This is a genomic window from Serinicoccus sp. JS2-9, from assembly GCF_059025165.1.
Map to the genome: position 1 here is coordinate 2,797,274 of NZ_CM180091.1, position 24,375 is coordinate 2,821,648.

Sequence of the window (24,375 nt, forward strand, 5' to 3'; positions counted from 1 at the left end):
TACCCCTCAGAGGTGGAGCAGGTAGCGGTCCAGCTCGAACTGGGTCACCTGGGACCGGTAGTCGCCCCACTCCTGCCACTTGTTGCGCAGGTAGAAGTCGAAGACCTGCTCCCCCAGGACGTCGGCGACCAGCTCGGACTCCTCCATGACGGCGACCGCCTCGCCGAGGCTCTGCGGGAGCGGGTCGATGCCCATCGCGCGACGCTCGGAGTCGGTCAGCGCCCAGACGTCGTCCTCGGCCTCCGGCGGCAGGTCGTAGCCCTCCTTGATCCCGCGCAGGCCGGAGGCGAGCACGAGCGCGTAGGTGAGGTAGGGGTTGCAGGCCGAGTCGATCGAGCGCACCTCGATGCGGCGCGAGTGGCCCTTGCCGATGGAGTACATCGGGACGCGGGCCAGGGCGGAGCGGTTGTTGTGACCCCAGCAGACGTGCGCCGGCGCCTCGCCGCCACCCCAGAGCCGCTTGTAGGAGTTGACCCACTGATTGGTCACCGCGCAGATCTCCCGGCTGTGCGCCAGCACGCCCGCCATGAACCGGCGCCCGGTCTGGGAGAGCTCGTAGTTGGCACTCGGCTCGTAGAAGGCGTTGCTGTCGCCCTCGAAGAGCGAGACGTGGGTGTGCATGCCCGAGCCGGGGTGTATCGCCAGTGGCTTGGGCATGAAGGTGGCGAAGGCCTTCTCGTGCAGCGCCACCTCCCGGACCACGGTGCGGAAGGTCATGATGTTATCGGCCATCGACAGCGCGTCGGCGTAGCGCAGGTCGATCTCCTGCTGGCCCGGCCCGCCCTCGTGGTGGCTGAACTCCACCGAGATGCCCATCTGCTCGAGCATCTCGATCGCCGCGCGCCGGAAGTCGTGGCCGTCGCCGCGGGCGACGTGGTCGAAGTAGCCCGCCTGGTCCACCGGCTGCGGCCCCACCGACGCCTCGTAGGGCTCCTTGAAGAGGTAGAACTCGATCTCGGGGTGGGTGTAGAAGGTGAAGCCCTCGGCACCCGCGCGGTCCAGGGAGCGGCGCAGGATCTGCCGGGAATCGGTGGCGGCGGGGCTGCCGTCGGGCATGTTGATGTCGCAGAACATGCGGGCGGTGCGGTCGCGCCACGGGAGCACCTGGAAGGTGTCGGCGTCGGGCTGGACGATCATGTCCGCCTCGTAGACCCGGGTGAAGCCCTCGATGACGCTGCCGTCGATGCCGATGCCCTCGGTGAACGCCTGCTCGAGCTCGGCGGGGGCGACCGCCACCGACTTCAGCGTCCCGAGGAGGTCGGTGAACCACAGCCGGACGAACCGGATGTCCCTCTCCTCGATGGTGCGGAGGACATACTCCTGCTGGCGGTTCATGGACTCATCCTGCCCCATCGTCGAGGTCGGCGGTGGCCCGGGCGTAGTCGTCCGCGAGCCGCCCCAGATCGGCCCGGTGCTCGCTCATCCGGCAGCCCGAGCCGCCCCGACGCAGGGCGACGCCCTCCTCGTCCCAGTGGGGCAGCGCGCGGGCCAGCAGCTCCGGCGGCAGGTCGCCGTCGCAGTTGGTGACCCGCCACCAGGTGACGTTGCCGCCCCAGTGCCGCATGACCGAGCCCACCTGCCGTGGCCCCGCCCCGACCAGCGCCCCGAGATCGCCGTAGGACACGACCCGCCCCGGAGGCACCTGCTCGACCGCCCGCAGCACGCGCTCCACCAGCACCTCGTCCACGCGGTAGACGCTACCGGTCGGCACCGACAAGTCCCGGATGTGCGCCGGACGGGGAGGTCTGTCGCGGCGACGGCATACGCTGGCCGGCATGAGCGATCTCACCGTCGGGTATGCCGCGATGCTGGAGCAGTTCCACCCGTCCGAGGCGGTGGCGCTCACCGCGGCGGCGGAGGAGCACGGCTTCTCCGGGTGCATGGCGGCCGACCACTTCGCGCCGTGGGTGCCGAGCCAGGGGCAGTCGGCCTTCGTGTGGAACGTCCTCACCGCGGTGGGCGAGCGCACGACGGGTGACCTGGGGCCCGGGGTGGTGTGCCCGAGCTTCCGCTGGCACCCGGCGGTCGTCGCGCAGGCTGCCGCGACGCTGGAGGCGATGTATCCGGGCCGCTCGTGGCTGGGGGTCGGCGCCGGGGAGGCGCTCAACGAGCACGTGCTGGGCGGCTACTGGCCGGAGGCGGGCGAGCGGTCGCGCCGGATGTTCGAGGCGGTCGAGCTCATCCGGCAGCTCTTCGACGCCTCGCTCGCGGGCAAGGACACCAAGTGGTCCGGCGAACACTTCCGGATGGAGACCACTCGGCTGTGGACCATGCCCGAGGCGGCCCCACCGATCCTGGTCGCGACGGCCGGGCCCGTCAACGCGAAGAAGACCGGCCGCCTGGCCGACGGCATCATCACGGTCGGCGCGCCCCCGGAGAAGATCGAGATGCTGCTCGGCCGGTTCGCCGACGGGGCTCGGGAGGCGGGCAAGGACCCGGACGCCATGCCCAAGGTGCTGCAGCTGCACCTGTCGTGGGCGCCGACCGACGAGCAGGCGCTGGACAACGCCATGACCGAGTGGCCCAACGGCGGCATGAAGTTCGGCAAGGCCGACATCCGCTCACCCCACGACTTCGCCGCGATGGCCCAGCTGGTGCGGCCCGAGGACTTCGAGGGCCGGATGGTCATCTCCAGCGACCCGGACGTGCACCGGCAGCACATCCAGAGCCTGATCGACCTCGGCTTCGACCGGGTCTACCTCCACAACGTGGGTCGCAACCAGGCCGAGTGGCTGGAGGTGTTCGGCGCCGAGGTGCTGCCGAAGCTCCACCGCTGACCGGCAGCCTCGCCTGCGCACTCCGGCAGCCTGGTCTGCGCACTCCGGCAGCCTGGTCTGCGCGCTCCAGCAGCCTGGCCCGTTCAGTCCTTGTCGTTGAAGGGGTTGTTGTCCCAGTTGTCGTCCTCGCGGTCCTCGTCGTCCCACTTCTCGGTCTTGTCGGCCGCGATCTCGTAGGCGCGGGAGGCGTCGGCCTCGCTGTCGTAGGGCCCCATGAGGTCGGCGCTGCGGGCGCGCTCCGGGTCGTCGCCCTGCTCGACCTGCCCGGTCTTGGTGTTGAACCAGTACTGCATACGTGCCTCCAGTCGCCCGTCCGTCGTGGATCGCGCCGCGCGGCGTCGCCCGCCACCCGGCACCTAGACTGCACCTTATGCCGACGCTCACCCCGATCGCCCCCGGACGTGTCAGCCCGCGTCTGCCCGTGCCCGCCTCGATCGCGCGGCCGGAGTATGTGGACCGTCCGGCACCGACGCCGTTCCGCGGCTCCGAGGTCAAGGACGCCGAGACCATCGAGGCGATGCGGGTCGCCGGGCGGCTCGCCGCGCAGGCGCTGCAGCTGTGCGGCGAGATGGTCCGGCCCGGCGTCACGACCGACGCCATCGACCGCGCGGGCCACGAGTTCCTGCTCGACCACGGCGCCTACCCCTCGACCCTGGGCTACCGCGGCTTCCCCAAGTCGCTGTGCACCTCCATCAACGAGGTCATCTGCCACGGCATCCCCGACGACCGCGAGCTGCGCGACGGCGACATCTGCAACATCGACATCACGGCATACATCGGCGGCGTGCACGGCGACAACAACGCGACCTTCCTCTGCGGGGAGGTCGCGGAGGAGACGCGGCTGCTCGTCGAGCGGACCGAGGAGGCGCTCTCCCGGGCGATCAAGGCAGCGCGGCCCGGGAGGGCGATCAACGTCATCGGTCGCGTCATCGAGAGCTACGCCAGCCGCTTCGGGTATGGCGTGGTGCGGGACTACACCGGGCACGGGGTGGGCGAGGCGTTCCACTCCGGGTTGGTCATCCCCCACTACGACGCGGCGCCGGACTACGCGACGATCATCGAGCCCGGGATGACCTTCACGATCGAGCCGATGCTCAACCTCGGCACCCCGGACTGGACCGAGTGGGCGGACGGGTGGACGGTGCTCACCGCGGACGGGCGACCCTCCGCGCAGTTCGAGCACACACTGCTCATCACCGACGAGGGCGCGGAGATCCTCACCCTTCCCTGATCGGGGTCCGGGTGTCGCGCCGGGTGACGTTACGGCATACTCCCGGAAGGTCTGTGACGACGAGGGAGGACACCATGGCGAAGAAGCACGGTCTGGGCATCGACATCGGCGGGAGCGGTATCAAGGGGGCCCCGGTCGACCTGAAGGCGGGCGAGTTCGCGACCGACCGTCAACGCATCCCGACGCCGGAGGAGTCGACGCCCGAGGCGGTGGCCGAGGTCGTCGCCGAGATCGTCGAGCACTTCGAGGACGAGATCGGCAAGAAGCAGCCGGTGGGCATCACGGTCCCTGCCGTCGTGCACCACGGCACGGTGCGGACCGCGGCCAACATCGACCAGTCCTGGATCGGCACCGATGCCGACGCGCTCTTCACCGAGCGGGTTGGGCGGCAGGTGCACGTCGTCAACGACGCGGACGCCGCGGGCGTCGCGGAGATGCACTACGGCGCGGGGCGGGGCAACGACGGCGTCGTGCTGCTGACCACGCTCGGCACCGGGATCGGCACCGCGCTGTTCATGAACGGCGAGCTGCTGCCCAACACCGAGCTCGGCCACCTGGAGCTGGACGGGCACGACGCGGAGACGCGCGCCGCGAGCAGCGCGCGGGAGAACGAGGACCTGTCGTGGGAGGACTGGGCCGAGCGGCTGCAGCGCTACTACTCGCACGTGGAGGACCTGCTCTGGCCGGACCTCATCATCGTCGGCGGCGGCGTGTCCAAGAAGGCGGACAAGTATCTCCCGTTGCTGCACACCCGCGCGCCGATCGTCCCGGCTCAGCTCAAGAACGACGCCGGCATCATCGGTGCGGCCTGGCAGGCGCAGCACCTGGGCTGACGGGGCCGGTCTGCCGGGCTGCCGCGCCCGAACACGACCCCGCGCTCGCTCACCAGGAGGTATGCCGTGGGCGCCCCTCGTCATACCCGGCAGCGCCCTGGATGCCGACCACCGCTCGCGTGTGGAACTCCCCGATCGAGCGCGCGCCGGCGTAGGTGAACGCGGAGCGGACACCGGAGACGATCTGGTCGATGACGTCCTCGACGCCAGGACGGTCCGGGTCGACGAACATCCGCCCCGAGGAGATGCCTTCCTCGAAGAGCGCCGACCGGGCCTGGTCGAAGGCCGAGAGATCCTTGGTGCGGTACCGGACCGCGCGAGCGGACGCCATACCGAAGGACTCCTTGTAGAGCCGCCCGTCGGCGTCGCGGATAAGGTCGCCCGGCGACTCCAGCGTCCCAGCGAACCACGAACCGACCATGACCGAGGCCGCCCCGGCGGCGAGGGCGAGGGCGACGTCGCGCGGATACTTCACCCCGCCGTCGGCCCACACGTGCGCGCCGAGCTCCCGGGCGGCGTCCGCGCACTCGAGCACCGCGGAGAACTGCGGCCTCCCGACCCCCGTCATCATCCGGGTCGTGCACATGGCCCCCGGGCCGACGCCCACCTTGATGATGTCGGCCCCGGCCGACACGAGATCCTCCACCCCGGTCCGGCTCACGACGTTGCCCGCAGCGATCGCGACCCGCACCCCGGTCTGCGCCTCGTGCGCGTCGCGGGCGGCGACGACGGCGGGGAGCGCGTCGATCATCTTGTCCTGGTGGCCGTGCGCGGTGTCCACGACGAGGACGTCGGCGCCCATGGCGAGCAGCTCGGTGGCCTTGGCCGGCACGTCCCCGTTGATCCCGACCGCCGCGCCGATGCGCAGCCGCCCGTCGGCGTCGAGGGCGGGGGCGTAGATGCCGGAGCGGACGATGCCCTTGCGGGTGAGCACGCCGACCAGGCGTCCATCGGCGACGACCGGAGCCATCCCCGCTCGGGTCTCCTCCAGCTGGTCGAAGGCGGTGCGTGCCTCGACGCCGTCCTCAAGGATCACGCGCGGCGCCTGCATGACGTCACGGACGGAGGCGAAGCGGTCGACCTCCTCGGTGTCGGGCTCGGTGACGATGCCGACCGGTCGCCCGTCCTCGACGACGACCGCGGCGTGGTGCGCCCGCTTGGACATCACCGAGAGCAGCTGCGACACCGGTGCCGCGGGGTCGATCGCGATCGGCGTCTCGTAGAGCGGGTGGCTCGCCTTGACCTCCTCGATGGTGCGGCGCACCTGCGGCAGCGGGATGTCCTGGGGCAGCACCGCCATACCACCGCGCCGGGCCACCGTCTCGGCCATCCGCCGACCGGCGATCGCGGTCATGTTGGCCACGACGAGCGGGAGCGTGGTGCCGGAGCCGTCGGCGGTGCTCAGGTCGACGTCGAGGCGCGAGGTCACCGACGACCGGGAGGGGACCATGAAGACGTCGCTGTAGGTCAGGTCGTGCCCGGGCTCGGTGCCGTTGAGGAACTCCACGGGCGCCAAGGATACGGCCCGGTGCCTAGAGTGAGGTATGCAGATCACGCACCTGGGACATGCCTGCCTGCTCGTCGAGGTCGCCGGGGAACGCATCCTCATCGACCCGGGCAACTTCTCCGCCTTCGAGGATCTCACCGATCTCACGGCGGTCGTCGTCACGCACCAGCACGCCGACCACCTCGACCAGGAGCGCGCCGAGGGGCTGCTCGCCGCCAACCCGGCGGCGCGGGTGCTGCTGGAGGCCGAGACGGCAGGCGTGGTGTCGGATGCGGGGTATGCCGATCGCGTCGAGATCCTCTCCGCCGGTCAGACGGTGCAGCTCGGGAAGGGCGGGGTGAGGCTCACCGGTGTGGGCGAGCGGCACGCCGAGAACCATCCCTACGTGCCTCGGGTGGGCAACACCGGCGTGCTAGTGCGGGCCGAGGGCGAGCCCGTGCTCTACCACCCGGGCGACGCGCTGGACGGGGAGCCGGGCGAGGTGGATCTGCTGTGTGTGCCGGTCAGCGCGCCGTGGGGCAAGGTCGCGGAGGCCATCGCCTTCGTCCGCCGGATCGAGCCGCGCCGTGGGGTCGTCCCGATCCACGACGGCCTGCTCAACGAGCGTGGCCGGACGATGTATCTGCACCACATCGGCAGCTTCGGCGCCGACGGGGGCGTCGAGGTGCTGGATCTGCGCGGCGCCGGCCCCACCCCCGCACCGGACGTGCGTTAGTCACGGTGCCGAGACCTCCTCTTCGCACCGGACGTGCCTGAGTCACGCGGGCGAGCCCCTCTCCTCTGCACCGGACGTCCGTTGGTCACGCAGCCGGACCGGAGCGAGGATCCAAGCGGCGACGCGCACTGCTGCGTGGGTCGCTCAGCCGATGCCCGCCGCGCCGAAGGCCAGGCCGAGCAGGTAGGTCGCGATCGCTGCGGCATACCCGATGAGCAGCTGCCGCACCCCACGCGCCAGGGGCGAGGCGCCGGAGAGCACGCCGACCACGGCGCCGGTCACCAGCAGCGCCAGGCCGACGAGCAGCATCGCGATCCCCGCGGCGACCAAGCCGGTCGCACCGAACAGGTAGGGCAGCACCGGGATCAGCGCGCCGGAGGCGAAGAAGCCGAAGCTCGCGAGCGCCGCGCCCCACGGGTTGAGGACGGCTTCCTGGTCGTCCGCGTCGGTGGCCGCGGCGGGCACGGCGTCATCGGGCGCCCTTCCCGCGCTCTTGACCTGGCCCAGCACATCGGCCGCCCGGGCCCGCGCATGGTCACGGTCCATGCCGCGGGCGCGGTAGACGAGCTCCAGCTCGTTCGTCTGCAGATCCAGCTCGCCGAGCGCGCGGTGGGTGCCGCTGGCCGGCTGCGAGGCCGAGAGCAGCTCGCGCGCGGAGCGCACGGAGATGTACTCCCCCGCCCCCATCGACAGCGCCCCGGCGAGGAGCCCGGCCATCCCCGCCGCCAGCACCACGGCACCCGACACGCCCGTGCCGGCCATGCCCATGATCAGCGCGAGGTTGGAGACGAGCCCGTCGTTGGCCCCGAAGACCGCGGCCCGGAAGTTGCCCGACAGCTGCAAGCGGCCTCGCGCCGCGAGCCCGCGCAGCACCTCCTCGTGGACCTGCTCGTCGGCCGCCATGGAGCTGGCCGCGTCCTGCTCACCGGCGTACTGGTTGTCCGACTTTGACCGCTGCAGGAGTGCGAGCACGAAGACCATGCCGAAGCGGCGGGCCAGCCAGGCCTGCACCCGGTGGCTGAGGTTGGCGCGGGGCGGCGGCTCGGCGTGCTCCCCCAGCAGGTCGATCCAGTGGCCGGCGTGCCGCTCCTCCGCCTGGGCGAGAGAGAGCAGGATGTCGCGTTCCTCGCCCTGCCGCCGCGCCGCGACGTCCCGGAAGACCCGGATGTTGGCCCGCTCGTCGGCCAGGTGGCGACGCCAACGTCGGATGTCGGAGGGCGCGGGATCGCGGGTGGTCACGACGGCCGAGTCTACGTTCGCGCGCCGACCCACCCCTAACTCGACCACTGCTCTCGGGCCGGTGCACGTAAACCTGTGGTCGAATTTCACGGTCAGGCCGGGTATGCCCACCGTCGCGTTCCCACGTCAGGTCGGTCGGCGGCTACCATCGCCTGCGTGGATGAGTCGGCCAGGCGGCCGCGGCGGGTACCTCGGTGACCCGTCGAGGAACGTCCGGGCTCCACAGGGCAAGGTGATGGCTAACGGCCACCCGGGGTGACCCGCGGGACAGTGCCACAGAAAGCAGACCGCCCACCGCCCCGGTGGTGGGTCAGGGTGAAACGGTGGTGTAAGAGACCACCAGCACGCCAGGTGACTGGCGTGGCTCGGTAAACCCCACCTGGAGCAAGACCAGATATGTGCGTGTCCGAGGGCTGCCCGCCCGAGCGCACGGGTAGGTCGCTGGAGGTATGCGGTAACGCAGACCGGAGATGGATGGTCGCCACCCTCGCAGTGCCGGCGACGGCGCGAGGGGACAGAACCCGGCGTATCGGCCGACTCATCCACCCCACACTTTCTGAGCTGCCGCTGACGTCCCGATCTGGACAGATTCTGGGCAACCGGTTCCAGAATTCTCTGTCCAGAACGTGGGGTCGCGGGATCAGCGGGCGTCGAGCAGCGCCGAAAGCGCCCGCGCCACCCCGTCCTCGTCGTTGGTCCTGACGACCTCGTCGGCCACGGTGATCACGTCGGCGTGCGCGTTGGCCACCGCGTGGGCCCGGCCGGCCCACTCCAGCATCGGTATGTCGTTCGGCATGTCCCCGAACGCCCAGACCTCGGTGGCGTCGACCGGCCGGCGCTGCTCGGCGCACCAGGTCGAGATGGCCAGGGCCTTGGTGACGCCGCTGGCGGTGACCTCGGCCATCCGCACCGCGCCGGAGTGGGCCACCTCCGCCCGGTCGCCGACGACCTGCGCCACCCGCGCGCTCAGCTCCTCGGTCTCCCAGCCGTCGTGCCGGACGAGGATCTTGCCGGCCGGCTCGGCCGCCAGCTCACCCAGGCTCCCCCGCAGCCACTCGCCGTCGATCCGTCCGCTGGCCCGCTCGAAGTCGGGCTCCCGCGCGAAGCCGCGCAGCGACTCGGTCGCGAGCTGCGCACCCGGCACACCCTCCTTGATGTCGTGGAGCAGCCGGCCGGTGAGGTCGGCACCGATCAGCCGGTGGCCGACCACCTCGCGGCGGGCGACGTCATAGGTGAACGCGCCGTTGCCGCAGAGCGCGAGACCGGTCACGCCGAGATCACCGAGCTCGTGCATCCACCGCGGCGGACGCGCCGTGACGAGCACGACCACGATCCCCGCCTCGGCGCAACGGTCGAGCACCTCACGCGTGAACCCCGAGACGGTGCCGTCGCTGCGCAGCAGAGTCCCGTCGCAGTCGGTCGCGACGACCCGGGGCTGCGCCGATCCGGTCACTCGCCGTCCCGTCCCACGATCCGCAGGTCGACCTCGCCCTCGAGAATGTCGGCACGCTCCACCCGGACGGTCACCGCGCTCCCGAGGCGCGCCGTGCCCGACGCGACGTCGCTCACCGGCGGGTCGAGCAGCTGTACCGCGACGCGGCCACCGTCGATCCCGTCCACCACGACAGCCTCGAAGTCCTCCCCCACCCGGTCGCGCAGCACCGCCGCCTCGACCGCGGTGACGCACGCCCGGTCGACGGCCTTGGCGCGCCGACCCGTCTCCTCCATCACGTCGGGCAGCTCCGGCAGCGCCTCCCTCGCCCAGGTCGGCACCTCCCGCCCCGCCGAGAGCGCCTCGCACACAGCCAGGCCGAAGCGGTCCACCAGCCGGCGCAACGGCGCCGTGACGTGGGCATAGGGCGCCGCGATCGCCGCCTGCACCTGGTCCTCCTGCGACGGCAGCTCGCCGTCGAAGGCGGTGTAGCCCGCGCCCCGGAAGAGGAACGTCGCCGCAGTGACGATCGCCAGGTGCTTGGTGTCGCTCCTGTCGAGCGTGCGGAGGAACTCGCCGTACGGCATATCCTCCGGCCACTGCGCGCCGAGCGCCTCGACCTCCCGCCGGAACCGGTCCACTGCCCCCTCGGTCGGCACCGGCATCGTGCGCAGGATCCCCACGCCGCCGTCGAGCATCATCCGCGCCGCGACCATGCCGGTGAGCAGGGAGATCTGGGCGTTCCAGTCCTCGGCGGGCAGCAGCGGGCGCAGCGACAACTCGTAGTCGCAGCCGGAGTCCTCGCTGCCCATGGCCACCTCCTGCTCGGGCATCGGCAGGCTCGCGCCCCCGCGCGCCAGCTCGCGGGCGATCCGCAGCTCCCCGACCTCCTGGAGCAGCAGCAGCGTCTCCTCCGCCTCACCGGAGTCGACCAGCCCCTGCACCTCGTCATACGTGTAGCGCCGCCGCGAGCTCACCATCGCGCGGTAGAGCTCGGCGCTCTCCCGCTCCCCCTCCGCGGTGAGCCGGATGTCCCAGAGGTATGCCGGTCGCACGGCATCGGGGAGCAGGCTCGCCGCCTCCTCGCTCAGGGCGGGCGGGTGCAGCGGCACGCGGGTGTCGGGGCAGTAGATCGTCTGCCCTCGCAGGCGGGTCTCGGCGTCCAGCGCGCCACCCTCGACGAGGAAGGCGGGCACGTCGGCGATCGCGTAGCGCACGCGGTAGCCCTCGCCCTCGCGGGCGATGTGCATCGCCTGGTCGAGATCCATGGAGCCGGGCGGGTCGATGGTGATGAGCTCGAGTGCCGTCTCGTCCCTCTCGGGCAGCGCAGGGTCGGCCACCCCGCTCTCGACCTCGGCCAGCGCGGCCTCGGGGAAGGTCTGCCGCACCTCCAGGTCGTCCCGGATCTGGGCGAAGGCCTGCGTCAGCAGCCGCCCCGTCTCCGACACGGACGGGTCGCAGGCCAGGGACGTCGCTCGCTCCACCATGGCGCACACCCTACGTGCCGCCTCCGACACTCGCGCGAGGCTCGTCTACCCTGGCGCGGTGCTGATCCTGCTGCCGCCCTCGGAGTCCAAGCAGACCCGCACCAGGGGTGCCGCGCTGCGCCCCGAATCCCTGTCCTCCCCCGGGCTCACCGAGCCCCGGGAGCAGGTGGCCGCCGCGCTCGCGCAGGTCAGCGCGGGGCCGGACGCGGCCAAGGTCCTGGGGGTCAGCGCCACCCTCACCGACGAGATCGCCCGTAACACGCGCCTGGAGACAGCGCCCACGCTGCCCGCCCGCGAGCTCTACTCCGGCGTCCTCTACGACGCCCTTGACCTGGCCTCCCTCGACTCCAGCGCCGCCCGTCGCGCCACCTCGCGCCTGCGGGTCGTCTCGGCGCTCTACGGCGCGGTCCGGATGACCGACCGGCTGGCGCCCTACCGCCTCTCCATGGGCGTCAACCTCCCCGGCGTCGGCCCTCTCGCCGGCTTCTGGAAGGCCTACCTCGACCCGGTCCTCTCCGACGCGGCCGGGCGCGGGCTGGTCATCGACTGCCGCTCCAGCACGTATGCCGCCGCCTGGGTCCCGTCCGGCGAGGTCGCCCGGCGATGGGTCCAGGTAAGGGTGCCCGGTGCCACCCACATGGCCAAGCACACCCGCGGCTTGGTCGCCCGGGCCCTGTGCCAGGAGGCCGCCGACCCGCGGCGCCCGCAGGCCCTCGTCGACCTGCTGTCCCCCACCTTTGACGTCACCTTGATCGAGCCGGACCGCCCCGGCCGCCCCTGGGTCCTCGACGCCCTCCCCACATGAGCGCGCCTACGGCCGGCGGGCCACCACGCTGAGCGCCACCGGCACCTGGCTGCGCCACGGCTCGGGCAGCACCCAGGACTCCCCCTCGACCGTCATCGAGGGGTGCATCGGCCACGGGAGGTCCTGATGCTCGGCCAGATCCACCAGCTGCAGCCCTGCCCCGAGCAGTGACCCGACGATCTCGGAGAGCGAGTGCAACCACTCGAAATTGCGCGGCTGGGTGATGTGCGTGGTGTCACCGTCGGTGTAGGTCACGCCGTCGTCATGGGTGAAGGCCTCGCCCTCGGGCAGCGGGAAGTACCGGTAGAGAGGCGTCATCACGGCCGGGTCCACGTCGCTCATCACGTTGATCATGGGGTGGCTGTCCCGGAAGAAGAAGGTGCCCCCAGGTCTCAGCAACGCGGCGATCTGCCGCGCCCAGGTGTCGAGGTCCTGGACCCAGCAGATCGTCCCGATCGAGGTGTAGACCACGTCGACCCGCTCCCCCACGGCGGCGGCGGCATCGAGGACGTTCGCCTCGACATACCTGATGTCCTCCCCGGCCCGCGCGGCCAGATCGCGCGCGATCTCCAGCGAGCGCGGCGAGAGGTCGACCCCCGTGCAGCGTGCCCCGCGGCGCGCCAGCCCGAGGGTGTCGGTGCCGATGTGGCACTGCAGGTGGACCAGGTCGAGCCCGTCCAGCCGGGGTATGCCGTCGCCAGCGTCGTCCCCAGCCTCGCCCGAACCCCCGGCCGAGAGCCTCGTCTGCTCACTCCGAGAGCCCGCGCCAGGCAGGTGCGGCGCCAGCAGTTCCAGATCGCGTCGCACCACCGCACCCACCAGCTCCGGGTCCGCGACGAGGCCGTCCAGGTCGTAGGTGCGGCTCGCGGCGTGCACCTGCGCCCGACCGTCCCAGTTCGCGCGGTTCGCGGCGTACGCCTCCGCCGCCGACACGCGCGCGCGGGTCATCGGCTCCTGCCCCTCGGGGTAGACCTCGGTCACACGTCCTCCAGGTGGTGCGTGTCGTTGACGAAGGCGACCTGCGCGCCGCCGTCCGGCCAGATCTCCACCGCCGTGAGCGAGGCGGGCGCCGTCGCCACGCTCCACGCCCGCTCGTGGTCCATGCCGAGCAGCCTCGCGAGCACCGACATGAGCGCGATCCGGTGGGTAGCCACGACGACCGTCCCACCCCGGACGATCGCCCGCCCGAGCGCAGCGCCGACGCGTTCGTCCAGCTCCCGCCGGCTCTCGCCCCCGGGCCGCATGTAGTCGCGATCGCTGCGCAGCCGCCCCAGCTCCTCCCCGTCCTGCGCGGCGAGCTCGGCCATGCCCTTGCCGTCCCAGTCGCCGAAGCTCTGCTCGTCCCAGTCGCGGTCCTCCTCCCGCTCCACGCCGAGCGCGTCCGCCACCGCGTCGCCGGTCTGCTGCGCCCGCCGCAGGGACGAGGAGACCACGCTCACCGGCCCCTGTTCCGACCGCTGCACCAGCCGCGCGACCGCGCCCGCGGCGGCCCGGGCCTGCGCCATACCGGTCGCGTTGAGCGCGGGGTCGGCCCCGCCGCGCCCGTCCATCCGGTGCTCCTGGGTGAAGTCGGTGACGCCGTGCCGCACCAGGATGAGCCGCGTCTGGCCCTCCAGCACGGGCACCGTCTCGTCCGACACGTACACGTCCGCCAGCGGCGCCCGCCCCTCGCCGAAGACCGGTCGCGCCGGCTCGTCGGCCTCGTCCACCATCGAGAAGAGATCCGGCTCGGGGCCTTCGCCTGGGTCGTCGGCGGTATCCTCACCGCCGGCGGCGCTCACGTGGTCGCGCCGCACGGTATGCCCGTCCATCCCGTCGTTCGACAACGCGTCGGCGTCGGTGTTGTCACCGCGGGGGATCCAGGTGAAGCGCACGGTGCCGCCCTCGGCCTGGATGTCGCTGACGAGCCGCCGCGCCTGCAGCGCGAGCCGCTTCATGTCCTCGTGCTTGATCTTCCACCGGCCGGCCATCTGCTCGACGACCAGCTTGGAGTCCATCCGCACCTCGACCGAGGCGTCGCCGGCCAGGCCCAGGTCGAGCACGGCCCGCAACCCCTCGATCAGGCCGGTGTACTCCGCCACGTTGTTGGACTGCTTCCCCAGCGGCGCCGCCCGCTCGGCCAGCAGCTCGCCGCTGCACCCGTCGCGCACCAGAGCGCCATACCCCGCGACCCCCGGGTTGCCGCGCGAACCCCCGTCCGCCTCGACGACCAGGGCGCGGGCGGTCACAGGCCGGACTCCGCCGTCCGCACCAGGATCCGGCCGCACTCCTCGCAGCGCACGACCTCGTCCTCGGCCGCCCCCTTGATCCGGCCCAGGTCGACCGCGTTGAGCTCCAGCCGGCAGCCGCCGCACCGGCGCTGCTGCAGCGGCGCCGCGCCCGCGCCGGTCTGGGTGCGCAACCGCTCGTAGAGCGCCAGCAGCTCGGACGACAGGTCTGCCGTGATGGCATCCCGCCCGGCAGCCACCTCGTCGCGCTCGGCGCCGATCGCGGCGGCCCTCTCGTCGCGGGCGGCCACCAGCTCGGCGAGCCGGGCGCCGTGCTCCTCACGTGCGATGACCGCGGCCTGCTCGGCGCGCTGCGCCTCCTCGGCGCGCTCCATGACCTCGAGCTCCTCGTCCTCCAGGACCCCCTGGCGCCGGGCGAGCGACTCGATCTCGTGCTGCAGGCCCTGCAGGTCCTTCGCGCTCCCGGTGCCGGCGTCCAGCCGCTGCTGGTCGCGCGCGGCGCGGTCCCGCACCTGCTGCACGGCTGCCTCGGCCTTGGCGACCTCTCGCCCCAGGTCGCCGACCTCGGTCTGGGTGCGCACGACGTCGGCCTCCAGCTCGGGAGCCTGCGCCTCGAGGCGGTCGATGTCGGTCTGCTCGGGCAGGCTGTTGAGCCGGTGGGTCAGCTGGGCCAGCGTGGTGTCGAGCTCCTGCAGCTCCAGCAGGCGGGCCTGCATCTCGGGAGAGGCCTTCACGTCGGTGCTCCTCGGGGTCAGGGGTGGTGTCGGGTCGCGGTCTGGAGATCATCGCACCCGACGACGAAGTCCCACGGGTCGGTGCGCACGCCGCTGATCTCGACCTCCACCGAGCCGCCGAGCCGGCTGAGCAGCAGCTCGCGCAGCCCGGGCAGCCAGAGCCACTCGCTGGCCCAGTGGCCGGCATCGACGAGGTATGGCGTGCCCGCTCCCCCCGCGCGCTGCGCCGCCCGGGCCTCCTCCCGCGCCTCGAGAGCAGGGTGGTGCCGAAGGTCTGCGGTCACGTAGACGTCCGCCTTGGCCTGGCGCACCGCGTCGAAGAGCCCGTCACCGGCGCCCCCAAGCAGCGCGACCCGGGAGACGAGACCGTCGGGGTCGCCACTCACGCGCACTCCCCCAGCAGCGGCCGGCAGGGCATCGGAGAGCCGGATCACGAAGTCCCGCAACGAGATCGGCTCCGGCAGCTCGCCGACTCGGCCCAGCTCTTGCTCCTCGCTCACCGTCAGCGCCTGGGTGGCCGCGAGTCCGCACGCGGTCGCGAGCGCCTGCCCCACGCCTGGGTCTGCCACGTCGGCGTTGGTGTGGGCGCAGTAGAGCGCGACGTCGTTGACCAGCAGCTCGGTGATCGTGGCGCCCTTGGCGCTCGTCGTCGCCACCGAGTGGATGCCGCGCAGCAGCAGTGGATGGTGCGTGACAACGAGATCCACGCCGCGCTCCACGGCGTCCGCGACGACGTCCAGTGTCGGGTCGACGGCGAGCAGGATGCTGCGCACCCGTTGATCGAGGTCGCCCGCCACGAGCCCCACCTGGTCCCAGGACTGGGCGGTGGCGGGGGGATAAAGCTGCTCCAGCGTCGCCACGACATCCGTCAGGCTGGTGCCCGCTCGTGCTCTCGATTCGTGCCTCACCGTGTTCCCTCCTTCACGGCCCCACCCTAAGGGCGGCCAGGAACCGCGGGGGTGGCCGTCGCGCGGGTAACTGCGGTCAGGCGCTCTCCTGATCCAGCCGCTCGAGGATCCAGGCGCGCACGAGTGTCGACGCCGGCAGGTGCTTGGCGTCGGCCACCGTCTGGACCCTGGCCTGCTCTTCGGCACTCAACCGGACCGAGTAGACCTGGGATCGATTCGGGCGCGTGCCCGTGGTGCCGGGCGGATAGGGGTCACTGTTGGTGCGCTCGGACTCCGCGCGCAGCTCGGCGATCATCCTCGGATCAACAGTCTTCGCCATCGTCCAGTCCTTCCTCATAGATCTGGAGGTCAGCACCTGTGGCTGGCCACGCGTTCACGCCATGGAGGTCGCCGTCCAGGTCCCGGTAGACGATGACGACGAGGACGCGGGCAGCGGAGGTACTCCTGCCGATAAATCTCGCGGCACCCATTCGCGACTTCGGGTCAGGTTCCAACGCAACCAGGGCCTCGTCGGTCAGCACCTCCCGCGTCCAGTGGGTCATGATATCGACCGCGCCGGGGCAGTAGCGCCTGGACCGAGACCCGATGTAGTCCGTCGAGTCCGGGTCCCAGGCAAGGCCTCACTCACGCTTTGAGGACGGCACGAACTACGTTGTAGTACAACGCGGGGCACATCGTGACGCGATCCGGGGACGGGCGAACTCATCGTTCTCTCGGTGGGCCCGGCCGGGCTCGAACCGACGACCTACGCGGTGTAAACGCGGCGCTCTACCACCTGAGCTACAGGCCCCTACGAGCGCCCCACCCTACAGGTCGCGGGGCGACACATTTAGCGGGCGCGGCCCGTTCCAGTGATCGCCCCTGGCTCGCGCTTCGTCCTCGGCCACACCGATTTCCCCCATCAGCCGCTCTGCATCTTCTCGGGACATGCCCAAGATGTTGCGGAAATCGTTGTCATCTATCAGGACACCGTGAAGCGCGTAGGAGAGCGACAAGTAGACGAAGATGTACTCGGCTTTCGTCAGATCGAGGTCAACGCCGTCGCTTCGAAATCTCGCGATCACGGCTCGTTCTCCGGTGGACCTTCCAATGACAGGTCGCGGACCGCCTCGTGGAGCACCCCGATCTCGCGCGCCTCGCCGGGCCCGTGCACGAGTGTCCACCGGATGGTCATGTCGGGACCGACGAGGAAGGTGCCGCGCACGGCCATACCCGATGCCTCGTCGAAGACGCCGTAAGCGCGAGCGACCTCCCCGTGCGGCCAGAAGTCGGACAGCAGCGGGAAGCGGTAGCCCTCACTCGCGGCCCAGGCGCGCACCGCGGGCGCCGCATCGCAGGAGATGCCGTAGACCTGCACCCGGTCGTTGACGAACTCGTCGATGTTGAGCTGGATCTCGAGGAGCTCGCCGGTGCAGATCGAGGAGAAGGCGAAGGGATAGAAGACGAGCAGCGCGTGCCGGTCGCGCACCGCCTCCGACAGGGTGATCGAGTCGCCGTGCTGGTCGGTCAGGGTCAGGTCGGGAGCGGTGTCGCCGACCTGGGGGTATGCCGTCGCCGGCACCGTGCTCACTTGCGGCCCACCAGCCGCTGCCCCATCCACTCCCCCAGGGCGACAGCGCCCGAGGCGGTCATCGAGCAGGTCGTGCAGGCGTCCTGGATGTCGGCGGCAGGCACCCGGTCGTCCCGGCCGGCCCCCGGCGTGAGCAGGACGATGCAGCCGCCCTCCTCGAGGGTGGTGAGCGAGTCGACCAGCTCGTCGGTGAGGTCGCCCTCGCCATCGCGCCACCAGAGCAGGACCACGTCGACGACCCCGTCGTAGGCCTCGTCCTCCAGCGGGCTCCCCACGACCTGCTCGGCGGCGGCGCGGACGTCCTCCTCGACGTCGTCGTCGTAGCCCAGCTCCAGGACGATCTGCTCCTCGCGCAGGCCAAGCTTGCGCACCATACCGACGAGGGCGTCCTCCCCCTCGGAACTGGTCGCGGTCGCCTGCTGCTCCGTTCTCTTCTGCCCTTCCATGGTGGCTCTAGACAAGCAGAACCCCCGGTGCGAGGCAAAGGCGGCCCCCACCGGCGCGCACCGAGGGCGACCCTGCGTCACCCGGCGTGACAGACTGAGCGGGACATCCACCCTCAGGAAGGATCCATCCCGATGGCCCAGGAGCGTTCCACCGGCCCCATCCTCAACGGACTCCCGAGCCAGGTCCCGGACACGGACCCAGAGGAGACGCAGGAATGGCTGGATTCGCTGGACTCCGCGATCGAGGCCGGCGGCCGTCAGCGGGCCCGCTACCTCATGCTCCGGATGCTGGAGCGCGCCCGCGAGTCGCAGGTGGGGATCCCCTCGCTCACCACGACGGACTACATCAACACCATCTCCCCCGAGCAGGAGCCGTGGTTCCCGGGCGATGAGGACATGGAGCGGCGCTACCGCGCCTGGATCCGCTGGAACGCCGCGGTCATGGTGCACCGCGCCCAGCACCCGGACATCTCCGTCGGCGGGCACATCTCGACGTATGCCTCTCAGGCCACCTTGACCGAGGTCGGCTTCAACCACTTCTGGCGCGGGCGCGACCACGAGGGCGGCGGCGACCAGATCTTCTTCCAGGGCCACGCCTCCCCCGGCATCTATGCCCGCGCCTTCATGGAGGGCCGGCTTACCGAGGCCGACCTCGACGGCTTCCGGCAGGAGAAGAGCAAGGGGTTGCGCGACGACGTCCAGGCCATCCCCTCCTACCCGCACCCGCGGTCGATGCCGGAGTTCTGGCAGTTCCCGACCGTGTCCATGGGCATCGGCCCGATGAACGCCATCTACCAGGCGTCCTTCAACAAGTACCTCCACAACCGCGGGCTCAAGGACACCAGCCAGCAGCACGTCTGGGCCTTCCTCGGCGACGGCGAGATGGACGAGCCGGAGTCGCGCGGCCTGCTCCAGGTGGCGGCCAACGACGAGCTCGACAACCTCACCTTCGTCGTCAACTGCAACCTGCAGCGCCTCGACGGTCCGGTGCGCGGCAACGGCAAGATCGTGCAGGAGCTCGAGAGCTTCTTCCGCGGTGCCGGCTGGAACGTCGTCAAGGTCCTGTGGGGCCGTGGCTGGGACAACCTCATCGCCCGGGATACCTCCGGCGCACTGGTCAACCTCATGAACACCACGCCCGACGGCGACTTCCAGACCTTCCGGGCCAACGACGGCGCCTGGATCCGCGACCACTTCTTCGGCCGCGACCCGCGCACCAAGGAGCTGGTCAAGGACTGGAGCGACGAGGACATCTGGTGGAAGCTCAAGCGTGGCGGCCACGACTACCGCAAGGTGTTCGCGGCATACCAGGCGGCGATGAACCACACCGGTCAGCCGACCGTCATCCTCGCCCACACCATCAAGGGCTACTCGCTCGGCAGCGGCTTCGCCGGCCGCAACGCGACGCACCAGATGAAGAAGCTCAGCCTCGACGACCTCAAGGCGTTCCGCGACAGCCTCAAGATCCCGATCACCGACGAGCAGCTCGAGGCCGACCCCTACAAGCCGCCGTACTACCACCCCGGTGAGGACGACGAGGCGATCCGCTACCTCAAGGACCGCCGCGGCAAGCTCGGGGGCTACCTGCCCAAGCGCGAGCCGGAGAAGGCCGACGCCCTCTCCCTGCCACCCGCCAAGGCCTACGACGTGGCCAAGAAGGGCTCCGGCAAGCAGCAGGTCGCCACGACCATGGCCCTGGTCCGGATCTTCAAGGAGTGGATGCGCGACAAGGAGTTCGGCAAGCACATCGTGCCGATCATCCCGGACGAGGCCCGCACCTTCGGGATGGACAGCTTCTTCCCGACGGCGAAGATCTACAACGTCCACGGGCAGAACTACACCTCCGTCGACGCCGACCTCATGCTCGCCTACAAGGAGTCCGAGCAGGGTCAGATCCTGCACGTCGGGATCAACGAGGCGGGCTCGGTCGCTGCCTTCAGCGCGGCCGGCACGTCCTACGACACGCACAACGTGCCGATGGTGCCGTTCTACATCTTCTACTCGATGTTCGGCTTCCAGCGGACCGGCGACAGCATCTGGGCGGCCGCCGACCAGCTGGCTCGCGGCTTCATGATCGGCGCCACCGCCGGGCGGACGACGCTGACCGGTGAGGGTCTGCAGCACGCCGACGGGCACTCGCCGCTGCTCGCCTCGACCAACCCGGCGGTCGTGTCCTACGACCCGGCGTACGCCTACGAGATCGCGCACATCCTTCCCGCAGGGCTGGAGCGGATGTACGGCGAGAACGCCGAGGACGTCATCTACTACCTCACCGTCTACAACGAGCCGATGACCCAGCCGGCCGAGCCCGAGGACGTCGACGTCGAGGGCATCCTCGCGGGGATGCACCAGATCTCGTCCGGTGAGCAGCAGGGCGACGGCAAGCACGTCCGCCTGCTCGCCTCCGGCGTGGGCGTGCCGTGGGCGCTGGAGGCCCAGCAGCTGCTGCGCGACGACTGGGGCGTGAGCGCCGACGTCTGGTCGGTGACCTCCTGGTCCGAGCTGCGCCGCGAGGCGATGGCCTGCGACGAGGACGCCTTCCTGCACCCCGATCAGGAGCGACGGGTGCCCTACGTCACCCGGCGGCTGTCCGAGGGCGACGGGCCGATCATCGCGACCAGCGACTACATGCGGGCGGTGCAGGACCAGATCGCGCCGTGGGTGCCGGAGGACTACTACGCGCTCGGTGCCGACGGCTTCGGCTTCGCCGACACGCGCGCTGCGGCGCGGCGGTTCTTCCACATCGATGGGCCGTCGATGGCGGTCAAGGCGCTGCAGATGCTCGCCGACCGCGGCGAGCTCGACCCGCAGGTGGCGAGGGACGCGGCGGAGAAGTACCGCCTGCTCGACGCCTCCGCCGGCACGTCCGGCGTCGCCGGCGGCGACGCCTGATCCTCACGCCCGCGATCGCAGGAACGCGTCGCGGGCGGCGACCCCGAGGTCGGGGTGGTCGGTGAAGATGCCGTCCACCCCGGCCTCGAGGTGTGTCATGAGGTATGCCGTGAGGTCGCCGTGGGCGGCCTCGTCGCCGGGGCCGTGCACCGGGGCCGGCAGGAAGTGGTTCTCCGCGCGGAAGGTCCAGGGGTGCACGACCAGCCCGGCCGCGTGGGCGTCGGCGAGGAGGGTGGTCGGGGGGCCCAGCCCGGTGGGCGAGGCGTCGTCGTGGGGCAGCAGCATCGTGGCGCGGGGGCCCAGGCCGTCGACGGTGTCCTGCAGCGCGGTGAGGGAGTCGGGGGCCAGGAGCTCGCCGTAGGTCCGCGTGGTGCCCGCCGCGACCTCGTCACGGGGCGTGTCGTCGAACCCGGTCGCGAGGAAGACCTGCCGGACCTGCGCGCCCAGCTCGTGCCGCAGCCGGCGCAGCGTGCCCAGCTCGAAGCACTGCACGAAGGCGGGCGCCTCGGGCCGGTCGAGTCCCGCGTGGCGCAGGGCGGCGAGCAGCGACTCCTCCAAGGCGAGGCCGAGCCCGGCGAAGTAGGTCGGGTGCTTGGCCTCGACGTAGACGCCGATCTCCCGGCCCAGCTCGAGCGCCAGCCGCTCCCGCAGGGCGAGGACGTCGTCCAGGGTGGCGACGTCATACCTCCCGTCGTGGGTGGTGCCCCGCAGGTGCGGCAGCCGCTCGCGCGCCCGGAGGGTGCGTATCTCGGCGAGGGTGAGGTCCTCGGTGAACCAGCCGGTGATCTCCCGACCATCGACGACCTTGGTGGTGCGGCGATCGGCGAGCTCGGGGTGCTCGGCGACGTCGGTGGTGCCGGAGATGTCGTTCTCGTGACGCACGACGAGCACCCCGTCGCGCGTGGGCACGACGTCCGGCTCGAGGTAGTCGGCCCCCTGGCGGGCGGCGAGCTCGTAGGCGGCGAGGGTGTGCTCGGGGAGGTAGCCACTGGCTCCCCGGTGCGCGATGACGATCGGGGTGGGCGTCGGCATACCTCGATCGTCGCGGTCGACGCCTCGCTGCGGCAGTAGGCTCGCGGGGATGTCACCGACCGAGTCCACCCCGCGCGAGCGCCTGACGCGGCGCGCCGGCGGGCTGGCGACCGTCGCGACGCAGCGGATGGAGACCGAGCACGCGTGGTTCCGCGAGCTGTCCGCCGCAGACCGGTCGTGGGTGTCGCTGGTGGCGCAGGCCGGGATCAACGCGCTGCTGACCTGGTATGCCGACGGCGCACGCCCCGGTCCGCCGCCGGGTCAGATCTTCGCCGCCGCACCCCCCAGCCTGGCCGCCACGATCACGCTGCGGCAGACGCTGGACCTGACCCGCACCGCGATCGCGACCGTGGAGGAGGCGGTGCCCGAGCTGGTGCCCGAGGAGGAGGCGCCGGAGCTGCGGGAGGCGGTGCTGCGCTACTCGCGCGACCTGGCCTTCGCGGCGGCGGACGTCTACGCGCGGGCGGCCGAGCACCGAGGTGGCTGGGACGCGCGGCTGGAGTCGTTGGTCGTGCACGCCGTGGTGCGGGGCGAGGCGAACGACGTGATGGCCTCCCGCGCCGCAGAGCTCGGGTGGGAAGACGTGAGCGACGTCGCGGTCGTCGCCGGGACGCTGCCGGAGGGTGAGTCGGCGCCCGCGCTGGCCGCTCTGCGGGAGGCCGCTCAACGGCAGGGTCGGCGGGCGCTCACTGCGGCGCAGGGCCCGCGGCTGGTGTGCGTGCTCGGAGGCACGGTCGAGCCGCTGGAGGACGCGGCGCACCTGGTGCCGGCCTTCGGGGCCGGGCCGGTGGTCGTGGGGCCGCGCGTGCCGCACCTGTTCGCGGCGGGGCGGAGCGCGCGGGCGGCGCTGTCCGGCGTGGACGCGGCGGCCGGGTGGGGCCACGCCCCGCGCCCGGTGTGGGCCGACGACCTGCTGCCAGAGCGGGCGCTGCTGGGTGAGGCTCCGGCACGGCGGATGCTGGTGGACCGGGTCTTCGCCCCGCTGCGCGACCACCCGTCGAGCCTGCTGGAGACGGTCCAGACCTACCTCGATCACGGCATGGTGCTCGAGGCGACCGCACGGCTGCTCTTCCTGCACCCCAACACGGTCCGCTACCGGCTGCGCCGGGTCGGTGACGTCGTGGGGCTCGACCCGCACGACGCGCGGGACGCCTGGGTGCTGCAGGTGGCCCTCGCCCTAGGCCGCATCGGCACCGCCCCCCGCCCCTGGCACCGCTCCGCCCCCCGCTGATCCCCACGCCCAACCCCATTCCGCACCGGACGCACGTTCGTCACGGCCCGCCCCCAACCCCATTCCGCACCCGACGCACGTTCGTCACGGCCCGCCCCCAACCCCATTCCGCACCAGACGCACGGTGGTCACCACGAGGTGTCGGTCGTGACGAACGCGCGCTCGGTGCGGGACGAACGCGCGCTCGGTGCGGGGGGTGGGGGGTGGGGGGTGGGCTGGGTCTGGGGGAGGTGGGCCGGTTTGTGGGAATCCTCCAAAGATAAGGGGCAGATGTCGTGGACAACGCTGACGTCAGATGTGGGGTCTCACCGGCAGAGTGGAGGGGTGCTCGTGATTGTCGCGCCCGGACAGGGCTCCCAGACCCCCGGCTTCCTCTCCCCCTGGCTCGAGGACGCCGCCGTGCGCAGCCGCCTGGAGGAGCTCTCCGAGGCCGCCGAGACCGACCTCGTCGCGCACGGCACCACCTCGGACGCCGACACCATCAAGGACACCGCGATCGCTCAGCCGCTCATCGTCGGCGCGGGCCTGGCCGTCCTGCCGGCCCTGCTGCCGCTGGCCGAGCTGCCGCAGGTCGTGGGAGCCACCGCGGGCCACTCCGTCGGCGAGATCACGGCGGCGGCGATCGCCGGGGTCCTCACGCCCACCGAGGCGGTCGCCTTCGTCCGCGAGCGCGGCCAGGGTATGGCGCAGGCGTCCGCCGTCACCCCGACCGGCATGGCCGCCGTCATGGGCGGCGATCCCGCCGAGGTCGAGGCGGCCCTGGAGCGGACCGGGCTCACCGCGGCCAACATGAACGGCGGCGGCCAGGTCGTCGCCGCGGGCACCCTGGAGCAGATCGACGCCCTCGTCGCCGAGCCGCCGACCCGCACCCGGGTCATCCCCCTCAAGGTCGCCGGCGCCTTCCACACCCACCACATGCAGCCTGCCGTCGAGCGCCTGCAGCGCCACGCCGAGGGGCTCACCCCCTCCGATCCGGGTATGCCGCTCCTCTCGAACGCCGACGGCGCGGCCGTCGCCGACGGGCAGGAGGTGCTGCGTCGCCTCGTCGCGCAGGTCGCGGGGCCGGTCCGGTGGGACCGCACCATGGAGACCCTGGCCGACCTCGGCGTCACGGGCCTCATCGAGCTCTCCCCCGCCGGCACCCTCGTCGGTCTCGCCAAGCGTGGCCTGCGGGGCGTCGAGTCTCTCGCCCTCAAGACCCCGGACGACCTCGAGGCCGCCACGCGCATGGTGCGCGAGCACGGCGCCGCGCCGTCCGACCACTGACCACACGGCATACCCCGCACCACCCACCCGACCCCAGGAGGA

24 protein-coding genes, 1 tRNA gene and 1 other RNA gene are annotated in these 24,375 nt (G+C 71.7%); 9 read left to right on the forward strand and 17 right to left on the reverse strand.

From position 1 onward, the window contains the following. Window positions 1-6: 6 nt before the first annotated feature. Together AC5PYY_RS13490 and AC5PYY_RS13495 are read right to left on the reverse strand one after the other, a co-directional pair. Entirely contained in the window at window positions 7-1,335 is a 1,329-nt protein-coding gene (locus AC5PYY_RS13490) for a glutamine synthetase family protein (RefSeq protein ID WP_493897318.1), read from the reverse strand. Window positions 1,336-1,339: 4 nt separating this feature from the next. Beyond that, window positions 1,340-1,687 carry an MGMT family protein gene (locus AC5PYY_RS13495; RefSeq protein WP_493897319.1) on the reverse strand — a complete coding sequence of 116 codons (348 nt, stop codon included), beginning with the start codon at window positions 1,685-1,687 and terminating at the stop codon, window positions 1,340-1,342. Window positions 1,688-1,775: 88 nt separating this feature from the next. Between AC5PYY_RS13495 and AC5PYY_RS13500 the strand changes: the two genes are divergently transcribed. Further along, window positions 1,776-2,777 carry a TIGR03557 family F420-dependent LLM class oxidoreductase gene (locus AC5PYY_RS13500; RefSeq protein WP_493897320.1) on the forward strand — a complete coding sequence of 334 codons (1,002 nt, stop codon included), beginning with the start codon at window positions 1,776-1,778 and terminating at the stop codon, window positions 2,775-2,777. An 83-nt stretch (window positions 2,778-2,860) separates the two neighbouring features. Here the strand turns inward: AC5PYY_RS13500 and AC5PYY_RS13505 are convergent, their stop codons facing one another. After that, the gene (locus AC5PYY_RS13505; RefSeq protein ID WP_493897321.1) at window positions 2,861-3,070 is read right to left on the reverse strand and encodes a methionine aminopeptidase; all 210 of its coding nucleotides are present in this window, start codon (window positions 3,068-3,070) and stop codon (window positions 2,861-2,863) included. Window positions 3,071-3,147: 77 nt separating this feature from the next. On the opposite strand from AC5PYY_RS13505, the gene map reads away from it, so the two are divergent. Both map and ppgK read left to right on the forward strand, forming a co-directional pair. Next, window positions 3,148-4,008, forward strand: a complete 861-nt coding sequence (map, locus tag AC5PYY_RS13510) for a type I methionyl aminopeptidase (protein WP_493897322.1) — start codon at window positions 3,148-3,150, stop codon at window positions 4,006-4,008. A 74-nt stretch (window positions 4,009-4,082) separates the two neighbouring features. After that, on the forward strand, window positions 4,083-4,841 hold the full coding sequence (gene ppgK / locus AC5PYY_RS13515; protein ID WP_493897323.1) for a polyphosphate--glucose phosphotransferase: 759 nt from the start codon (window positions 4,083-4,085) through the stop codon (window positions 4,839-4,841). 49 nt (window positions 4,842-4,890) lie between these two features. On the opposite strand, the gene AC5PYY_RS13520 is transcribed toward ppgK, so the two are convergent. Further along, entirely contained in the window at window positions 4,891-6,348 is a 1,458-nt protein-coding gene (locus AC5PYY_RS13520; RefSeq protein ID WP_493897324.1) for a GuaB1 family IMP dehydrogenase-related protein, read from the reverse strand. Window positions 6,349-6,385: 37 nt separating this feature from the next. On the opposite strand from AC5PYY_RS13520, the gene AC5PYY_RS13525 reads away from it, so the two are divergent. Then, the gene (locus tag AC5PYY_RS13525) at window positions 6,386-7,063 is read left to right on the forward strand and encodes an MBL fold metallo-hydrolase (protein ID WP_493897325.1); all 678 of its coding nucleotides are present in this window, start codon (window positions 6,386-6,388) and stop codon (window positions 7,061-7,063) included. Between the two features lie 144 nt (window positions 7,064-7,207). Here the strand turns inward: AC5PYY_RS13525 and AC5PYY_RS13530 are convergent, their stop codons facing one another. Further along, on the reverse strand, window positions 7,208-8,302 hold the full coding sequence (locus AC5PYY_RS13530; protein WP_493897326.1) for a VIT1/CCC1 transporter family protein: 1,095 nt from the start codon (window positions 8,300-8,302) through the stop codon (window positions 7,208-7,210). Window positions 8,303-8,463: 161 nt separating this feature from the next. Between AC5PYY_RS13530 and rnpB the strand changes: the two genes are divergently transcribed. After that, window positions 8,464-8,847: RNase P RNA component class A (gene rnpB / locus AC5PYY_RS13535), an RNA gene on the forward strand. 95 nt (window positions 8,848-8,942) lie between these two features. Here rnpB and AC5PYY_RS13540 read toward each other — a convergent pair. Together AC5PYY_RS13540 and AC5PYY_RS13545 are read right to left on the reverse strand one after the other, a co-directional pair. Next, window positions 8,943-9,755, reverse strand: a complete 813-nt coding sequence (locus AC5PYY_RS13540; RefSeq protein WP_493897327.1) for an HAD family hydrolase — start codon at window positions 9,753-9,755, stop codon at window positions 8,943-8,945. Beyond that, complete coding sequence (locus tag AC5PYY_RS13545) at window positions 9,752-11,221, reverse strand: RNB domain-containing ribonuclease (protein WP_493897328.1); 1,470 nt, start codon at window positions 11,219-11,221, stop codon at window positions 9,752-9,754. Before AC5PYY_RS13545 ends, AC5PYY_RS13540 begins: the two co-directional genes overlap by 4 nt. Window positions 11,222-11,279: 58 nt before the next feature. On the opposite strand from AC5PYY_RS13545, the gene AC5PYY_RS13550 reads away from it, so the two are divergent. Next, window positions 11,280-12,026 carry a YaaA family protein gene (locus AC5PYY_RS13550; RefSeq protein ID WP_493897329.1) on the forward strand — a complete coding sequence of 249 codons (747 nt, stop codon included), beginning with the start codon at window positions 11,280-11,282 and terminating at the stop codon, window positions 12,024-12,026. Window positions 12,027-12,032: 6 nt separating this feature from the next. Here AC5PYY_RS13550 and AC5PYY_RS13555 read toward each other — a convergent pair whose 3' ends face one another. From AC5PYY_RS13555 to AC5PYY_RS13595, 9 genes are all read right to left on the reverse strand, one after another. Then, window positions 12,033-13,007: a class I SAM-dependent methyltransferase gene (locus AC5PYY_RS13555; RefSeq protein WP_493897330.1), complete on the reverse strand. Its 975-nt coding sequence runs from the start codon at window positions 13,005-13,007 to the stop codon at window positions 12,033-12,035. Next, entirely contained in the window at window positions 13,004-14,254 is a 1,251-nt protein-coding gene (locus tag AC5PYY_RS13560; protein ID WP_493897331.1) for a bifunctional RNase H/acid phosphatase, read from the reverse strand. Before AC5PYY_RS13560 ends, AC5PYY_RS13555 begins: the two co-directional genes overlap by 4 nt. Further along, complete coding sequence (locus tag AC5PYY_RS13565) at window positions 14,251-14,988, reverse strand: zinc ribbon domain-containing protein (RefSeq protein ID WP_493897332.1); 738 nt, start codon at window positions 14,986-14,988, stop codon at window positions 14,251-14,253. Before AC5PYY_RS13565 ends, AC5PYY_RS13560 begins: the two co-directional genes overlap by 4 nt. A 17-nt stretch (window positions 14,989-15,005) precedes the next feature. Then, window positions 15,006-15,896 carry a Nif3-like dinuclear metal center hexameric protein gene (locus AC5PYY_RS13570; RefSeq protein WP_493897333.1) on the reverse strand — a complete coding sequence of 297 codons (891 nt, stop codon included), beginning with the start codon at window positions 15,894-15,896 and terminating at the stop codon, window positions 15,006-15,008. 76 nt (window positions 15,897-15,972) lie between these two features. Continuing rightward, window positions 15,973-16,215, reverse strand: coding sequence for a DUF6290 family protein (locus AC5PYY_RS13575; RefSeq protein ID WP_493897334.1), 243 nt, complete (start codon window positions 16,213-16,215; stop codon window positions 15,973-15,975). A gap of 398 nt (window positions 16,216-16,613) precedes the next feature. Further along, window positions 16,614-16,686: transfer RNA gene (locus tag AC5PYY_RS13580), tRNA-Val, on the reverse strand. A gap of 16 nt (window positions 16,687-16,702) precedes the next feature. Further along, complete coding sequence (locus tag AC5PYY_RS13585) at window positions 16,703-16,960, reverse strand: hypothetical protein (protein ID WP_493897335.1); 258 nt, start codon at window positions 16,958-16,960, stop codon at window positions 16,703-16,705. After that, the gene (locus tag AC5PYY_RS13590; protein WP_493897336.1) at window positions 16,957-17,466 is read right to left on the reverse strand and encodes a peroxiredoxin; all 510 of its coding nucleotides are present in this window, start codon (window positions 17,464-17,466) and stop codon (window positions 16,957-16,959) included. The genes AC5PYY_RS13585 and AC5PYY_RS13590 overlap by 4 nt, the downstream gene beginning before the upstream one ends. After that, a complete protein-coding gene (locus AC5PYY_RS13595; protein ID WP_493897337.1) occupies window positions 17,463-17,912 on the reverse strand; it encodes a DUF3052 domain-containing protein in 450 nt (149 codons plus the stop codon). The genes AC5PYY_RS13590 and AC5PYY_RS13595 overlap by 4 nt, the downstream gene beginning before the upstream one ends. 132 nt (window positions 17,913-18,044) lie before the next feature. Here AC5PYY_RS13595 and aceE point away from each other — a divergent pair, with 132 nt between their 5' ends. Next, window positions 18,045-20,804 carry a pyruvate dehydrogenase (acetyl-transferring), homodimeric type gene (aceE, locus tag AC5PYY_RS13600; protein ID WP_493897338.1) on the forward strand — a complete coding sequence of 920 codons (2,760 nt, stop codon included), beginning with the start codon at window positions 18,045-18,047 and terminating at the stop codon, window positions 20,802-20,804. 3 nt (window positions 20,805-20,807) lie between these two features. Here aceE and AC5PYY_RS13605 read toward each other — a convergent pair whose 3' ends face one another. Next, on the reverse strand, window positions 20,808-21,836 hold the full coding sequence (locus tag AC5PYY_RS13605) for a glycerophosphodiester phosphodiesterase family protein (protein WP_493897339.1): 1,029 nt from the start codon (window positions 21,834-21,836) through the stop codon (window positions 20,808-20,810). A 49-nt stretch (window positions 21,837-21,885) separates the two neighbouring features. Between AC5PYY_RS13605 and AC5PYY_RS13610 the strand changes: the two genes are divergently transcribed. Next, entirely contained in the window at window positions 21,886-23,067 is a 1,182-nt protein-coding gene (locus AC5PYY_RS13610; RefSeq protein ID WP_493897340.1) for a PucR family transcriptional regulator, read from the forward strand. Window positions 23,068-23,391: 324 nt separating this feature from the next. Further along, entirely contained in the window at window positions 23,392-24,333 is a 942-nt protein-coding gene (locus AC5PYY_RS13615) for an ACP S-malonyltransferase (RefSeq protein WP_493897341.1), read from the forward strand. Window positions 24,334-24,375: the final 42 nt, after the last annotated feature.

Bases quoted from the DNA above. Each gene is read 5' to 3' on its own strand.
- AC5PYY_RS13545 (WP_493897328.1), bottom strand. From the start codon at position 11,221: ATGGTGGAGCGAGCGACGTCCCTGGCCTGCGACCCGTCCGTGTCGGAG.
- map (WP_493897322.1), top strand. From the start codon at position 3,148: ATGCCGACGCTCACCCCGATCGCCCCCGGACGTGTCAGCCCGCGTCTG.
- AC5PYY_RS13525 (WP_493897325.1), top strand. From the start codon at position 6,386: ATGCAGATCACGCACCTGGGACATGCCTGCCTGCTCGTCGAGGTCGCC.
- AC5PYY_RS13575 (WP_493897334.1), bottom strand. From the start codon at position 16,215: ATGGCGAAGACTGTTGATCCGAGGATGATCGCCGAGCTGCGCGCGGAG.
- AC5PYY_RS13595 (WP_493897337.1), bottom strand. From the start codon at position 17,912: ATGGAAGGGCAGAAGAGAACGGAGCAGCAGGCGACCGCGACCAGTTCC.
- AC5PYY_RS13505 (WP_493897321.1), bottom strand. From the start codon at position 3,070: ATGCAGTACTGGTTCAACACCAAGACCGGGCAGGTCGAGCAGGGCGAC.
- AC5PYY_RS13500 (WP_493897320.1), top strand. From the start codon at position 1,776: ATGAGCGATCTCACCGTCGGGTATGCCGCGATGCTGGAGCAGTTCCAC.
- AC5PYY_RS13605 (WP_493897339.1), bottom strand. From the start codon at position 21,836: ATGCCGACGCCCACCCCGATCGTCATCGCGCACCGGGGAGCCAGTGGC.
- ppgK (WP_493897323.1), top strand. From the start codon at position 4,083: ATGGCGAAGAAGCACGGTCTGGGCATCGACATCGGCGGGAGCGGTATC.
- aceE (WP_493897338.1), top strand. From the start codon at position 18,045: ATGGCCCAGGAGCGTTCCACCGGCCCCATCCTCAACGGACTCCCGAGC.
- AC5PYY_RS13610 (WP_493897340.1), top strand. From the start codon at position 21,886: ATGTCACCGACCGAGTCCACCCCGCGCGAGCGCCTGACGCGGCGCGCC.
- AC5PYY_RS13490 (WP_493897318.1), bottom strand. From the start codon at position 1,335: ATGAACCGCCAGCAGGAGTATGTCCTCCGCACCATCGAGGAGAGGGAC.